The organism is Candidatus Polarisedimenticolia bacterium (assembly GCA_036004685.1).
GTDB lineage: Bacteria > Acidobacteriota > Polarisedimenticolia > Gp22-AA2 > AA152 > DASYRE01.
In genome coordinates this window covers 1-13,530 of the sequence record DASYRE010000057.1, presented here as the reverse complement: position 1 = coordinate 13,530, position 13,530 = coordinate 1, and the positions used below count along the sequence as shown (strand labels likewise).

16 protein-coding genes are annotated in these 13,530 nt (G+C 66.7%); 7 read left to right on the top strand and 9 right to left on the bottom strand.

All coding sequences use genetic code 11. The features are described 5' to 3' along the window. Positions 1-81: 81 nt before the first annotated feature. On the bottom strand, positions 82-534 hold the full coding sequence (locus tag VGR67_15755; protein ID HEV8337867.1) for a BON domain-containing protein: 453 nt from the start codon (positions 532-534) through the stop codon (positions 82-84). A 456-nt stretch (positions 535-990) separates the two neighbouring features. Between VGR67_15755 and VGR67_15750 the strand changes: the two genes are divergently transcribed. The 4 genes from VGR67_15750 to VGR67_15735 all read left to right on the top strand — a co-directional run bounded on the left by VGR67_15750 (position 991) and on the right by VGR67_15735 (position 4,206). Next, positions 991-1,443, top strand: coding sequence for a thioredoxin fold domain-containing protein (locus tag VGR67_15750; protein HEV8337866.1), 453 nt, complete (start codon positions 991-993; stop codon positions 1,441-1,443). A gap of 94 nt (positions 1,444-1,537) precedes the next feature. After that, positions 1,538-2,113 carry a TlpA disulfide reductase family protein gene (locus VGR67_15745; GenBank protein HEV8337865.1) on the top strand — a complete coding sequence of 192 codons (576 nt, stop codon included), beginning with the start codon at positions 1,538-1,540 and terminating at the stop codon, positions 2,111-2,113. A gap of 237 nt (positions 2,114-2,350) precedes the next feature. Continuing rightward, positions 2,351-2,683 (top strand): hypothetical protein, encoded by a 333-nt coding sequence (locus VGR67_15740; protein ID HEV8337864.1) that lies wholly within the window; start codon positions 2,351-2,353, stop codon positions 2,681-2,683. Next, positions 2,680-4,206, top strand: a complete 1,527-nt coding sequence (locus VGR67_15735; GenBank protein HEV8337863.1) for an FAD-dependent monooxygenase — start codon at positions 2,680-2,682, stop codon at positions 4,204-4,206. The genes VGR67_15740 and VGR67_15735 overlap by 4 nt, the downstream gene beginning before the upstream one ends. A gap of 28 nt (positions 4,207-4,234) precedes the next feature. Here the strand turns inward: VGR67_15735 and VGR67_15730 are convergent, their stop codons facing one another. After that, on the bottom strand, positions 4,235-5,242 hold the full coding sequence (locus tag VGR67_15730; protein HEV8337862.1) for an alcohol dehydrogenase catalytic domain-containing protein: 1,008 nt from the start codon (positions 5,240-5,242) through the stop codon (positions 4,235-4,237). 250 nt (positions 5,243-5,492) lie between these two features. Between VGR67_15730 and VGR67_15725 the strand changes: the two genes are divergently transcribed. The 3 genes from VGR67_15725 (at position 5,493) to VGR67_15715 (ending at position 9,213) form a co-directional block, all read left to right on the top strand. Next, complete coding sequence (locus VGR67_15725) at positions 5,493-7,154, top strand: sigma 54-interacting transcriptional regulator (protein ID HEV8337861.1); 1,662 nt, start codon at positions 5,493-5,495, stop codon at positions 7,152-7,154. Positions 7,155-7,373: 219 nt separating this feature from the next. Further along, a complete protein-coding gene (locus VGR67_15720) occupies positions 7,374-8,354 on the top strand; it encodes an amidohydrolase family protein (GenBank protein ID HEV8337860.1) in 981 nt (326 codons plus the stop codon). Between the two features lie 109 nt (positions 8,355-8,463). Further along, complete coding sequence (locus VGR67_15715; GenBank protein ID HEV8337859.1) at positions 8,464-9,213, top strand: hypothetical protein; 750 nt, start codon at positions 8,464-8,466, stop codon at positions 9,211-9,213. 148 nt (positions 9,214-9,361) lie between these two features. On the opposite strand, the gene VGR67_15710 is transcribed toward VGR67_15715, so the two are convergent. From VGR67_15710 to VGR67_15680, 7 genes are all read right to left on the bottom strand, one after another. After that, on the bottom strand, positions 9,362-9,796 hold the full coding sequence (locus VGR67_15710; GenBank protein HEV8337858.1) for a YciI family protein: 435 nt from the start codon (positions 9,794-9,796) through the stop codon (positions 9,362-9,364). Between the two features lie 86 nt (positions 9,797-9,882). Next, positions 9,883-10,179: a MoaD/ThiS family protein gene (locus VGR67_15705; protein HEV8337857.1), complete on the bottom strand. Its 297-nt coding sequence runs from the start codon at positions 10,177-10,179 to the stop codon at positions 9,883-9,885. Then, positions 10,176-11,291 carry a sialidase family protein gene (locus VGR67_15700; GenBank protein HEV8337856.1) on the bottom strand — a complete coding sequence of 372 codons (1,116 nt, stop codon included), beginning with the start codon at positions 11,289-11,291 and terminating at the stop codon, positions 10,176-10,178. The genes VGR67_15705 and VGR67_15700 overlap by 4 nt, the downstream gene beginning before the upstream one ends. Positions 11,292-11,382: 91 nt before the next feature. Further along, positions 11,383-11,784: a MarR family transcriptional regulator gene (locus VGR67_15695; protein ID HEV8337855.1), complete on the bottom strand. Its 402-nt coding sequence runs from the start codon at positions 11,782-11,784 to the stop codon at positions 11,383-11,385. Positions 11,785-11,944: 160 nt separating this feature from the next. Next, positions 11,945-12,349 (bottom strand): VOC family protein, encoded by a 405-nt coding sequence (locus tag VGR67_15690; GenBank protein HEV8337854.1) that lies wholly within the window; start codon positions 12,347-12,349, stop codon positions 11,945-11,947. Positions 12,350-12,502: 153 nt separating this feature from the next. Then, positions 12,503-12,976, bottom strand: coding sequence for a VOC family protein (locus VGR67_15685; protein ID HEV8337853.1), 474 nt, complete (start codon positions 12,974-12,976; stop codon positions 12,503-12,505). A 246-nt stretch (positions 12,977-13,222) separates the two neighbouring features. Next, positions 13,223-13,530 (bottom strand): alpha/beta hydrolase (locus VGR67_15680; GenBank protein ID HEV8337852.1); only part of this gene is annotated, 308 nt, incomplete at its 5' end.

The window sequence follows — 13,530 nt, the reverse complement described above, 5'->3', positions numbered from 1 at the left end:
AAAGACGGAATTGGACATGGTTTCATTCCCTTTCTGGAAAAGATCCGTTGAAGGATCGGTTTGGTCTGGTCCGGTTCCGGTTCAGCTTCGGGTATCGATTGCCAGCTCGTTCGTGACGTTGCCCGTCCCGGCCACACCCGCGGCGATCGATTCGATTCGCGCCCGCTCCTCCGCGGAGCTGACGGGGCCGCGCAGCAGGACTTTGCCTTCCCGGGTGATGATCTTCACGTTCTTGGCGGTCGTCGACAGCGAGTCGTCGTCCATCACGCCCTGGCGGACTTTCTGGGTGAGCTCGCGATCCGCCTCGCTCGTCCCCTGGTCGAAGGAGGTCGGCTCGTTCATGTCGTTCGCGTTCCGCGCGGTGTTGTCGGCGCCGCCGGCCGCCGCCTGGTTCGCATCGTCGGCTTTATTCGTCTCGATCCGCGCTTCCTCGCGCGGATTGTTGGCCTTGGTGCACCCCACGACTCCCAGCAGAAGGAGTCCCGAAGCGGCGGCCATCGTGGACCTCTTGAGCGTTTCCATCAGTGTAGTCACGGAAATAGTCTCCTTGTGTCGCGGCGAGCCGATTGAATGGCGGTGCTCCGAAGCGGCGGCTGGATTCGGCGGGGTCCGGCGCTTTGCGAGGAATGTTGTCCATGGGTCCCGACGCATCTCTTGACCGTCCTTCACGAAACCAGAATCGAGAAGTCGACCTTACGCCGCCGGCGGGCGCGGTTCGATGGGGCAAAACCCTACCGGGCGGTTTTTTCACCGTTTTCCACCTTCATGGCGAGGCTCGGATCGCTTTCCGCGTTAGAATTGGGGAAGAGGTCCCGCCTCGAAATGAATGGAGGCTCGATTCCTGAATCGCGCCATTGACGCAAGGAGGTTCCCATGACGGAAATCACCTGGTTGAAGGACGTCGGCGCCGCGCTGGCCCAAGCGAAGAAAAGCCGGAAGCCGGTGCTCGTGGATTTCAGCGCCGCCCCGATGTGAGGTGGGTGCGCTCGGCTGGAAGCCGAGGTCTATCCCGACCCGCGCATCGTCGAAGAAGTCTCCACACAATTCGTTCCCGTCAAGATTCACATCAAGGAACAGCCCGAAGTGTTCCAGCGGTTCAACGCCCAGTGGACTCCGACCCAGATCATCCTCGACGCCGACGGCGTGGAGCGACACCGCATCGAAGGCTTCCTGCCGGTCGAGGATTTCCTGGCGCAGATGGAGCTGGGGCTCGGCAAGCTCCAGTTCCAGCACCACCACTACGCCGAGGCCGAAGAGCGCCTGCGGCCGGTGTGCGAGAGCTTTCCCAAGGCCGGGGCCGCGCCCGAGGCCTGCTACTGGTCGGCAGTGTCGGCCTACAAGAAGACCAACGACGCCCAGCACCTGGGCTCCGCGGCCCAGCTTTTGAAGGAGAGGTACCCTGAGAGCGAATGGGCGCGCAAGGCGTCCGTCTGGCTCCGATGACGATCCGCTGCGCTGGGGGCGCGCCCTCATCCTCCTGATCCTCGGAGGCTGCGCGGGGCTCGGCGACGGCCTGGAGGCCGCGCCCGCCGAGGCGGTGGTTCTGGAGCTCTCCGACCTGGAAGGACGGCCTTCCTCGCTCGCCTCCTACCGCGGGAAGGCCGTCCTCCTGAATTTTTGGGCGACCTGGTGCGTTCCCTGCCGCGAGGAGATGCCGGCGCTGCGGCGCATCCAAGCGCGGTATGCCGCCCGCGGGTTGAGCGTCGTGGCCGCGTCGGCCGACGAGCCGGCGCGCCGCGAGGAAGTGCGCCGATTCGCGCACCGGCACCTTCGCGATCTGACCGTCTGGACGGGGGCGACCACCCGGCACATGGAAAGGCTCGGGCTGGGTGAGGCGCTCCCGGCGACCGCTCTGATCGATCCCGAGGGCCGCATTGCCGTCCGGTTTATCGGCCCTTTCGACGCCGCCCTGCTGGAATCATGGGTGGAGTGGCTCCTCGACGGCCAGGCAGGGCTCCCTCCCGGGAGCAGCCGGATCACGGCGCCTTCCTTCTCGGAGGAGGGACCGGCCGATCGGCGCCACGCCCACTCGCATGCCGGCGGGCATGGCGAGGAGGAAGAGCACCATCACGGGACCGTCGGCATGGAAGGAGCGTCGCTCGTCCCTTCATGACCGCTTTGACCCGGCGAAGGGCGGGCGGTCCGGGGGACTGCCGAGGAGGCCGGGAATCGATGGACGTTCAGCGTCCGGGCGATCGAAGATCAGATCCCGCGCGCCGCGTTCCGGACGACCCTGACGTACCGGTTTCACCCGCGGCTCAGCGCCGGGATCGAATTCAATCCGCGCGCCGAGAAGGTCAGCCCCCTCCTCAACTATCTCGCGGTAGAAGAGACCGAGCGGCGCCCGGCGGTGATCGCCGGCACCAGCAGCGATCGGATCGGCACGCCGTCGGGCCAGTCGTTCTACGTCACCGCCAGCAAGAATCTCAAGCGCGAGACTCATCTTCCCATCGCGCCGTACTTGGGAGCGGCGTACGGCACGTACGAAGACCGCCTGCGCGCCATCGGCGGCCTGAGCATCGGCTTCCGCGAAGACTTGACTCTCCTGCTGGTTCATGACGGCGTCAACCTCCATTCGATGCTGACCTATTCACGCGGAAGGCACGCCCTGTCGCTTCTCTACGTCGACCTGCGCGATTGGGGCGCGAGCTGGAGCGTGACGTTCGGAGGACCCGGAGAGTGAAGGAGGAGGTCCTGATTTGCGGCGCCGGGCCGACCGGCCTGGTGCTCGCCCTCCGGCTGGCCCGGGCCGGCATCCCGATCCGCATCATCGACGCGTCGGCCGAGCCGGGGACCACGTCCCGCGCCCTGGTCGTGCACGCCCGCACGCTCGAGTTCTACCGCCAGATGGGCCTTTCCGACGCGTTCCTTCAGGAGGGGCTCAAATTCGATTCGCTGAATCTCTGGGTGCGCGGGCGCCACGTGGCGCACGTGGAGCTCGGCGCGATCGGCAAGGGGCTCACCCCTTTCCCCCACATGATCGTCTCACCCCAGGATCGCCATGAGCGATTCCTGATCGAGCACTTGGCCCGCGCGGGGGTCCAGGTCGAGCGCGGATGCGAGCTCCTCGACTTCGAGCCGAGGCCCGATCACGTGCGGGTCCGGCTGAAGCGCGCCGGCGGGCGCGAGGAGACTTACGAGACGCCGTATCTCGCGGGCTGCGACGGATCGCATTCCCGGGTACGGGAGATCTTGGGATCCGGTTTCCCTGGCGGGACCTATTCGCGGATTTTTTTCGTGGTCGACGTCGAGGCGAGCGGGCCGGCGATGAACGATGAGCTGCACGTGGCCCTCGACGAAGCCGACCTCCTTGGGATCTTTCCGCTCCGAGGGGGCCGCACGGGGAGGCTGATCGGGACGGTGCGGGCCGATCAGGAAAAGGATCGCGAGGCGCTGCGCTGGGAAGACATCGGCCAGACCGTCGTGCAGCGCATGAAGATCACGATCGAACGGGTCAACTGGTTCTCGACCTATCGGGTCCACCATCGCGTCGCCACGAGCTTCCGGCGGGGAAGGGTCTTTCTGCTCGGGGACGCCGCCCACGTCCACAGCCCGGTGGGGGCGCAGGGGATGAACACCGGCATCGGCGATGCGGTCAACCTCTCCTGGAAGCTGGCCGATGTGATCCGGGGACGCGCGGGGCCCCGGATCCTCGACAGCTACGAGCCGGAGCGCATCGCTTTCGCCCGGCGGCTGGTGTCGACCACCGATCGGGCGTTCACTTTCGTGAGCAGCACCGGGCCGCTCGCCCGGCTGGTCCGGGTGAGGGTCGTCCCGGAGGTGCTCCCGGCGATCTTCCGCTTTAGGGCCACGCGCCGTTTCCTGTTCCGCACCGTGTCGCAGACCGCCATCCATTACCGGGAAAGCCCGCTCAGCGCCGGGAGGGTGGGGTCGCTGCATGGCGGCGATCGGCTGCCGTGGGTCCGGCTCGGCCCGCCGGCGCAGGGCGAGGACAATTTCGCCGTGCTGGACGGGCTCGAATGGCAGGCGCACGTCTACGGAAAGCCGGCGCCCGGTGCCGCGGAGGCCTGCCGGACGCTGCGGCTTCCGCTGCATCGCTTCGGGTGGGAGCCGGCGATGGGAAAGGCAGGCCTGACGCGGGACGCGCTGTTCCTCGTCCGGCCGGACGGGCACGTCGCCCTCGCCGACGCCGGGCGGGATCCCTCGCCTCTCCAGCGCTACGTGGAGAGCCTCGGCCGGATCTGAAGCGGCGGTTCCCGGAAGGCGCGCCGTCTCAGGCCACGTCCAGGACGCCGCGGAAGCGGATCGTCCCCTTCAGCATCGTCTCGACGGCCCGCGTCGCCTCCGACAGCGGGAACCTCTCGATCATCGGACGCACTCCATGTTTTACTGCGAAGGCCATTGCATCGGTGGAGTCGGCCGCCGTTCCCGAGGCCCATCCCTGGACCCGGGCGGTCCGGGAGATGAGATCGATGGCGCCGATGGCAATCGGCTCGAAAGGCGCTCCGACGATGAGCAGACAGCCGCCGATCCCCAGGCCGGCGACGAGCGCCGAAATCGCCTTGGCGTTCGGGGCGGTCGCCAGAATGACCTGCGCGCCGCCGAGCTTCGCCATCGCCTCACCGAAATCGCTCCGCCCTGAGTCCACGTAATGATGGGCGCCGAGCTTCCGGGCGAACTCCTCCTTCTCCGGGCCGCGAGAAATCGCCACCACCTCGAATCCCATCGCCCGCGCGTACTGCAGGCCGACGTGGCCGAGCCCGCCGAGGCCCTGGATCCCGACCAGATCGCCGGCGCGCGCCCCCGAATGGCGCAGGGCGTTGAAGGTGGTCACGCCGGCGCACAGCAGCGGGGCCGCTTCGGCGAAATCCAACCCCTCGGCCATCCGCGCGACCGCCACGGCCGGTGCGACGAGATATTCCTGATACCCGCCGTCGATCGAGATACCGGTGATCCGGCCCTGCCGGCAGTGAATGAAGTGCCCGTTGAGACAGGCGTCGCAGGTCCCGTCGTGGCCCCCGTGCCAGCCGACACCCACCCGCTGCCCGACCCGGAGGTGGGTCACCCCTTCGCCCAGGGCGTCGATCACCCCGGCGACTTCGTGACCGGGGACTCTCGGCAGCTGGAGTCCCGGCCAGAGACCGTCGGTGACCAGCTGATCGCTGTGGCAGATGCCGCAGGCGTGCACCTTCATCCGAATCTCTCCGGGGCCCGGCGCCCGGACCGGTCGATCCTCCGGAACCATCGGCGAGCGGGGGGAGCGGACGACCATCGCTTTCATAGGATTCTCCTTGTCCAATGAATCCGGGGGCAGCCACAATCCCTGCACCGCCCGGAATCCTGATCGCGTCCAACGCTGGCGATTCGAGACGGCCCATTATGGACGACAAGCGCCCGGAACTCGAATTCGCGCCGGCGGAGCACGGATCCCGCCGCGGCGGGCGGCAGGCCTGGGTTGACGAAGGGACCCACGTCCGGCTTAAGATGAGTCTCTCCTTGGATCCGATTTCCGAATCCTGCGGGGAATCCGGATGTCCGAAGATCGCGACGGACAGACCGAAGGATCCGAACCAGGGGAGGGATCCGGGGATCTCGCCCGGTTTCTCGGCCCCCTGCTTCACGCGCTGGCGGAGAGCCTCGACGTCCGCGAGATCTTCGCGCGTATTTCGGTGGAAGCCCGCCGCCTCGTCCCGCACGACTTCCTGATGCTCGGCCTCCTGAGCGAGGATCGCCTGCGGGTGCGCGTCCTGGCGCTCTCGGGCGAGCTGCCCGACGTTCCGGGCGACGTCGCGCTGACCGGCCCCTTGCGGCTCGCCACCGAAAGGGAAGCGTACGTAGTGAGCGGCGCCCAGGAGGCGCCGGGCGGGAGCGCGATTACCGCCCGGATCCGCTTCGAGGGGAGCCCGGCCTCCCAGCCGATCGAGATGCCGATGCAGCCGTTCTTCCGGGAGCTGCTCCGGCGCGGATTGCGCTCCTATCTGCGGGTGCCCATCCATCTGAGGGGCGGCGTCCTCGGCGGCCTGGTGTTCTGCTCGGCCTCCCCCGAAGCCTACTCCACCTCCGATCTCGCGAAGGCGCGGCACGTCGCCGATTGCGTCGCCCTGGCGCTCGCGCATCAGCGCCTGGCCGAAGAGGAGCAGCGCAGCACCGAGGCCCGCGAGAAAGCGGCCCGTCTCGAAATCCGCGTGAAGCGGCTCACCGAGGAGCTGGAGACGCAGGGCCGGCACCGGGTCCTCGGGGAATCCAGAAGCTGGCGGGAGGTCCTGGGGCGGGCGAGCAAGGTGGCTCCGACCGAAGCGACCGTGCTGCTCTGCGGCGAATCGGGAACCGGAAAGGAAGTCGTCGCGCGCTTCATCCATCGAGCCTCCCGGCGGGCGGAAGGGCCGTTCGTCGCCTTGAATTGCGCCGCGCTTCCCGAGCAGCTCCTGGAATCGGAGCTCTTCGGCCACGAGAAAGGGGCCTTCACGGGGGCGCTCGCGGCGCGCGCCGGGAAGATCGAACAGGCCTCCGGCGGGGTGCTTTTTCTGGACGAAGCGGGCGAGATGAGCCCTTCCGTCCAGGCGAAGTTCCTGCGATTCCTTCAGGAACGCGAGTATCAGCGCCTCGGCGGCTCCCGCACGCTTCAGGCCGACGTGCGGGTCCTGGCGGCGACCAACCGCGATCTGAAGACCGCCATCGCGAGAGGAAACTTCCGTGAGGATCTCTACTATCGGCTGGCGGTGTTCGACATCGACCTCCCGCCCCTGCGCGACCGGCACGCCGATATCATGACGCTGGCTCACGCGTTTCTCGAAGAGATCGGGCGCTCCATGGGTCGGCCGGCCGCGGGGATCGCGCGCGAAGCCGAGGAGAAGCTCACGAGCTACCACTGGCCCGGCAACGTCCGGGAGCTGCGCAACGCGATCGAGCGCGCCGTGATCCTGTGTGAGGGAGGCCTGATCGCCAGCGAGCACCTGCCGCTGGGAGTCGTCGCCGCACCGCGGCGGGACGCTGGCGACGCCTCCTCCACCTCGCGGTCGCCCTCCGGACCCGCGACCCTCGAAGCGGCCGAGCGCGAGATGATTCTGCAGGCCCTGGCGCGGGCGGGAAACAACAAGTCGAAGGCGGCCCGGCTCCTCGGCCTCACCCGTGCCCAGCTGCGCTCCCGCATCGAGAAGCACCGACTCACCCTCGAGACCCTGTCCGAAACCTGATCCCGGCGTCTCGCCGCCGCCAGAAGTGGCGATCCAAAGCCACCCGGCCGCCCTCCCGGCTTCCCCGCCTCGCTCCCCGCTCCGCCGTCAACTCGTGGAAAACCCAGCACTTTTCCCGCCCCGAAGACGCGACGAAGGGAGTGGCACGCGTCGTGAAGTAGGCCGTCGCGGGGTGACGATGAATTTCTCATCGTCGAAGCAAACGAAAGGGAGGTTCCGATGAGCAGCGCACCGCACCGGATCGACGTCCACCACCACATCGTGCCATCCGAGTACGTGAAGGCCGCGAAGGCAGCCGGCGCCAAGGATGCGGGAGGGGTCACTTTCCCGGCGTGGAGTCCGGAGGCGCAGCTGGAGCTCATGGATCGGCGCAGCATCGCCACGGCGATGACCTCGATCGCGGCGCCCGGCGTCTACTTCGGCAACCGGGACGCGGCGAGGAGCCTCGCCCACCGTTCCAACGAGCTCTCGGCGCGTCTCGTGGCCGACCATCCCCGGCGCTTCGGCGCGCTGGCCGTTCTCCCCCTGCCGGACGTCGACGCGGCCCTCGAGGAGCTGGCGTACGCGCTCGACACCCTGGACATGGACGGAGTGGCGCTGCTGGCCAGCATCGGGGACCGCTACCTCGGGGATCCCGCTTTCGACACCCTGTTCGACGAGCTCCATCGGAGGAAGTCGGTGCTCTTTATCCATCCGACGATTCCGGAGAGCAGCCAGTTCCTCAAGCTGGCCATGCCCGCGGCACTGATCGAGTTCGTCTTCGACACGACGCGCGCGGTGGCCAACCTGATCTTCAGCGGCACGATTGAGCGCTGCCCCGACATTTCGATCATCCTGCCCCATGCCGGCGGGACGGTCCCCTACCTCACCGGCCGGCTTTCGCTCGGGGCGTTGGTCCCCTCCCTGCACGCCAAGGCCCCCCGGGGAGCTGCCGCCTACCTGAAGCGTTTCTACTACGAGACGGCGCTGTCGACGGAGCCGACGACCCTCAGCTCGCTCAAGGAGCTGGTGGATCCCTCTCACATCCTCTTCGGCAGCGACTACCCCTTCGCGCCCGAGCCGCTCATCGAATCCGAGATTCGAGGGCTCGTGAACTACGGAGGATTCGACGAGCCGACACGGCGCGCGATCGAGCGGGACAACTCGCTGGCGCTGTTCCCTCGCCTTCGCGACGGCTCGGCCGCCGGCGGGCGATCGTGATTCGAAAAGATTGAGCTTGTAGGACCATAACCCCGGGAAGAACTCGAACCGTGCCGCGAAGAAGAGCAGCCGATCCTGTCAGCGGCCCCTTTCCTTCAGGAGATCCGTCATGAACCGCTACGCTTCGCTCCGAACCGGCGCTCTCGCAATCAGCATCCTGATCGCCAGCCTCCCGGTCGTTCCTGCCGCTTTCGGCCAGACCTCGGGAGATTCCTGGGAATTCATCGTCTCCCCCTACGTTTGGGGAGCCGCCATGGACGGAACGATGGTCGTGGAGGGACGGGAAGCTGAAGTCGATCTCAGCGCATCCGACATTTTCGACCACCTCGACACCGGGTTCATGGGCTTGGCGGCCGCGCGGAAGGGAAACTGGGGCATCGGCGGCGACGTGGTCTGGGTCGACCTCGGCGCCGACACCGACATGCCGCCGGCCGAAGTGGACCCTTCACTGGGCATCTTGACGCTTCAGGGAATGCGCCGCATCAGCGGCTTCGCCGACGTGACGTTCGGCGCACGCTGGAACCGGCTGAACGGGCGGATCCGCTTCAAGGCCCCGATCGGGATCGAAGTGGAGATGACGAGGGATTGGGTCGATCCGGTGGTGGGGGTCGTCCTGAGAACGCCTGGGGAACATCGATGGCATGGGACGCTGATTGCCGATATCGGGGGATTCGGCGCGGGCTCCGACTTGACCTGGCAGCTCTTCCCGTCGGTCGGGTTCGACCTCTCGAAGCACGCTTCGATCGAGGCCGGCTACCGGATCCTCGACACCGACTACGAAACCGGCGACGATGCCGAACACTTCGAATACGACATGCGCCTGCAGGGGCCGGTCGCGGGCCTGGCCTTCCGATTCTGAGTCGGGCGAAGGGGGCTATCCGTGCGTAACGGGAATTGCAGGGGAATCGAGAACGTCGAGGTGCGCGGCCGATCGGGTCCGCGCACCTCGGCTCTTTTCACGGTGAAAGCCGGCACCGACCGGACAGCCGATTTACCCGGCCGGCCGATCAGGACTTGGTCTTGGCGCGCTCCATCTGGTCCCGCAGCCGCTCTTCGCGCCTCCGCAGCTCGGGAGTGAGCTCGGCGCCGAAATCCTCCGCCTCGAAGACCTGGCGGAGCTCGATCTCGCCCTCGTCCCCCGTCGGATTGGGACAGCGCCGCGCCCATTCGATCGCTTCCTCCTTCGACTTGACCTGCCAGAGCCAAAAACCGGCGACCAGCTGCTTCGTCTCGGGAAAGGGACCGTTGATGACGGTTCGCTTCTCTCCCGAGAAGAGGATCCGGGCGCCCTTCGAGCTGGGATGCAGCCCTTCCCCCGCCAGCATCACGCCGGCCTTCACCAGCTCCTCGTTGTATTTCGCCATGGCGGCGAGGAGCTTCTGGTCGGGCATCTCCCCCGCCTCCGAGTTCCGGCTCGCTTTCACCAGCACCATGAAGCGCAGCGCTTCCTCCCGTCTCTCCGTCTCGGGGCGCGATCCCGTTGCGGCGCGCGGAACCGGCTCCGCGGTTTACGTCGTGGTCCCGGGAATCAGCCGCCGGCGATCGCCCCCACGACGAAGAAGGGCTCCGTCCCCTTCGCGACCGCGTCGGGAAGAGGCGCGTCCGGCGACTCGTTCGACAGGTCCTGCTCGCAGGCGAAGAACCTCACGAAAGCCCGCCTCGCCTTGGTCTCCTGGTCCCGGATCGTCCCGCGCAGCATCGGATAGCGATCTTCGAGAGCGTCGAGCACGGAGCGCTGCGTGGCCGGGCCCTCGACCTCGAGGCGGACCTCGTCCGTGAGGCGCGCCAGCGTGCGCAGGTGGGCGGGAAGCACGACGCGGATCATGGCAGCGTCTGGACTTCGACCGATACCACGGATGGAAGATCTCGGACGATGGGCGCCCAGCTGTCGCCGGCGTCGGCCGAGACGTACACCTGCCCGCCGGTGGTGCCGAAGTACACGCCGCACGGAGCGAGCGAGTCGACGGCCATCGCGTCGCGCAACACGTTGACGTAGCAGTGGCTCTGCGGCAGGCCTTTCGTGAGCGCCTCCCACTCGTGTCCGCCCGTCCGGCTGCGGTACACGCGCAGCTTTCCGTCGGGCAGATAGTGCTCCGAGTCGCTCTTGATCGGCACGACGTAGATGGTGTTCGGCTCGTGCGCGTGCACCTCGATCGGGAAGCCGAAGTCGGTCGGTAGGTTACCGCTGACCTCCTGCCACGACTCGCCGGCGTCGTCGCTGCGCATGACGTCCCAGTGCTTCTGCATGAATAGTACGGCCGGACGCGACGGGTGCATCGCGATGCGGTGAACGCAGTGGCCGACTTCGGCAACCGGGTCGGGAATGCCTTCGGACCGCAGGCCGCGGTTCATCGGCCGCCAGGTCTTGCCGGCGTCGTCGGTCCGGAACACGCCGGCGGCCGAGATGGCGATGAAGATCCGCTCGGGATGGCTCGGGTCCAGAAGGATCGTGTGGAGGCACATCCCACCGGCACCCGGCTGCCAGGAGGACGCTGAGTCGTGTGTGCGCAGTCCGGAGAGCTCTTGCCACGTCTGGCCGCCGTCGCCCGAGCGGAACAGGGCGGCGTCTTGAACCCCGGCGTAGACGGTGTCCGGATCGGTCAGGGACGGCTCGAGATGCCAGACTCGCGCGAACTCCCACGGACGCGGCGTGCCGTCGTACCACAGGTGAGTGCCGGGAACGCCGTCGTACACGAACTTGTTGCCGACCGACTCCCACGTCTTGCCCCCGTCATTGGAGCGCTGGATCATCTGCCCGAACCAGCCGCTCGACTGCGACGCGTACAGCCGATTCGGGTCAACGGGAGAGCCCTTGAGGTGGTAGATCTCCCAGCCCCCGAAGTGGGGGCCACTGATGTCCCACCGGTCGCGCTTGGCGTCCGCCGTCAGGACGAATGCCCCCTTGCGTGTACCAACTAGTACCCGTACCCCGCTCATCCCTCACTCCTTCCCGAGTTCCGGCGTGAGTCCACAATCAACCGATCGGTCAACGTCATCATTGCTCCTCTGTGTGTGTTGCGGCATCGGGTCATCCCATGTGCGGAACGGGTCCCGCCACCCGCCGATCGACCAGATTCTGCGCTGCCTTCCATGCTGGGAACGCACCTTCGAGCTTCCGGCGGCCGGCCCCGGTCAGCCGGAACGGGCGCTCTCTGGCGTCCTCCGACTGAGCGGTGCTGACCCAACCGCTTCGCTCGAGCACTGCCCCGATACGCGTCAGTGTCGTGCGTTCCAGGCCGAGCGTTTCGGCCAGTTCCTTGACCGGCGTCGGGCCCATGAGAGCCAGAGCGGCGAGGACGGAGAACTGGGTCGCCCGGAGTCCATGCGGACGCAGCTTCTCCTCGAAGAGTCGGGTAATCGCCCGGGCGTGCCGGCGCGCGGCGAGACAGTGGCAACCTCGGCAAGCGGAGAGATCGATGCGCGCGCCCATGCCAATAGGTGTATGTACACTGGTCTGGAGGTGCGTGTCAAGAGCGATCGAAGGGGCCGGGAGAACTACCTCATCTCAGACCTCGTGCCCGACTGGGGAAGAAGTACCGTCGGTATGCACTCAACGGAAGTCACCAGCGTGATCGCCTCAGGATTTCCGGCTAGCTCCCCGTCTCGGGCACGGTCATGACTTCCAGCAGGTGGCCGTTAGGGTCCTCGAAGTAGAAACCCCGCCCGCCCCGGCGGGTGTTGATCTGGCCGTTGGTGTGGCTGTGTGGCTCACTGCCGTAGGGTATCCCCTTGGCCTTCACCCGGTTGAAGATCGCCTCGAACTCCGCCTCGCTGACGTGGAACGCGTAGTGATGGCTCTGGCCCGTCCGGGGGTCGAACCCCGGCCCGCCCCATGGCTCTGGCTCGTCAGCGAAGTCAAGGGTCAGGCTCTCGTTGACTTGCACTTGCGCGAAGTGGCCCGGCTTGACCGTCAAGCCGAAGATCTCGGCGAAGAACTCAGCTGAGGCGATCTTGTCTTTCGCTGGCACGATGGTGTGGTCCAAGCGAACCGTCATGGCCTACCTCCAGATCGTTGAGTTCTCTCTGTCCTCTCACGGGGGTCGGTCCCGCCGGGTCCACCCGAACTGTCGCCATTGGGATGCCTGGCGCGCTGGGGAAGGATTCATAATGGCGTTTCTTATGAATTAGCAAGGGGCTCCGCGGTAACTCTACTGTTTCCCCGCGAACATCGCCTGCACGCGCTTCTGCATCTCCTCCGGCGCGACGTCTTCCTTGTGCGTGGCCACCCACCAGAGATGCCCGAAGGGATCCTCGAGCTGGCCGGAGCGGTCGCCGTAAAACTGATCCATGACGGGCTTGCGTTCTTTGGCGCCGGCGGCCAGCGCCCTTTCGAAGAACGCGTCGACATCCTCGACATAGAGATGGATGCTCACGGGCGACTCGCCAAGGGTCTCCGGCGCCTTACCGTCGTATTCCGGGAATTCATCCGACAGCATGATCATGGAATCGCCCAGGCGGATTTCCGCATGGCCGAGGCGTCCGTCAGGCATCATCAATTTGTAGCTCTCGCTCGCTCCGAACGCCTTTTTGTAGAACTCCAATGCCTGGGCGGCATTTTTGATGGCCAGGTAGGGCGTGACCGTGCGGTGTCCTTCCGGGATGGGCTTCACCTTGTTTGGCATGGGTTCTTCCTCCTTTTCAAGCTGGGGTGCACGCCTTGCAGATCGCGTCGATGTGGCGGCGGTCCGTACCGCAGGTACCCAAGATGTCGAACGGGACGACCCACGGGCCTGGGGTCGGGCCGGTGACATGTGGCCCCACGGCTTCCACCGTGCCGAGGCATTCCACGCCAGGGCTGGCCGGCAGCTGAGGCCGTCGGCCCAAACGCCCACCTAGGAAGTGTGTACACCAATTTCGGGACAGTCAACCTAGGCCCTCATGAATGACAGGAGGTCAGCGTTGACCTGGTCCTTGTGGGTCGAGCACATGCCGTGCGGCGCGCCCTTGTAGACCTCGAGATGCGCGTTCTTGATCAGCTTGGAGGAAAGCAGGGCGGAGGCGCCGATCGGGACGATCTGGTCGTCGTCACCATGAAGGACCAGCGTCGGCACATCGAACGCCTCGAGATCGTTCGTGAAGTCCGTCTCCGAGAAGGCCTTGATGCAGTCGAGGACGCCTTTGAAACCGGCCTGCATCCCTTGAAGCCAGAACGAGTCCCGAAGACCTTGCGAGACCT

What these genes read in the sequence shown, in the direction of transcription:
- VGR67_15705 (HEV8337857.1), bottom strand. Translation starts at nt 10,179, where the DNA reads ATGATCCGCGTCGTGCTTCCCGCCCACCTGCGCACGCTGGCGCGCCTC.
- VGR67_15690 (HEV8337854.1), bottom strand. Translation starts at nt 12,349, where the DNA reads ATGACGGTTCGCTTGGACCACACCATCGTGCCAGCGAAAGACAAGATC.
- VGR67_15720 (HEV8337860.1), top strand. Translation starts at nt 7,374, where the DNA reads ATGAGCAGCGCACCGCACCGGATCGACGTCCACCACCACATCGTGCCA.
- VGR67_15730 (HEV8337862.1), bottom strand. Translation starts at nt 5,242, where the DNA reads ATGAAAGCGATGGTCGTCCGCTCCCCCCGCTCGCCGATGGTTCCGGAG.
- VGR67_15725 (HEV8337861.1), top strand. Translation starts at nt 5,493, where the DNA reads ATGTCCGAAGATCGCGACGGACAGACCGAAGGATCCGAACCAGGGGAG.
- VGR67_15700 (HEV8337856.1), bottom strand. Translation starts at nt 11,291, where the DNA reads ATGAGCGGGGTACGGGTACTAGTTGGTACACGCAAGGGGGCATTCGTC.
- VGR67_15685 (HEV8337853.1), bottom strand. Translation starts at nt 12,976, where the DNA reads ATGCCAAACAAGGTGAAGCCCATCCCGGAAGGACACCGCACGGTCACG.
- VGR67_15715 (HEV8337859.1), top strand. Translation starts at nt 8,464, where the DNA reads ATGAACCGCTACGCTTCGCTCCGAACCGGCGCTCTCGCAATCAGCATC.
- VGR67_15695 (HEV8337855.1), bottom strand. Translation starts at nt 11,784, where the DNA reads ATGGGCGCGCGCATCGATCTCTCCGCTTGCCGAGGTTGCCACTGTCTC.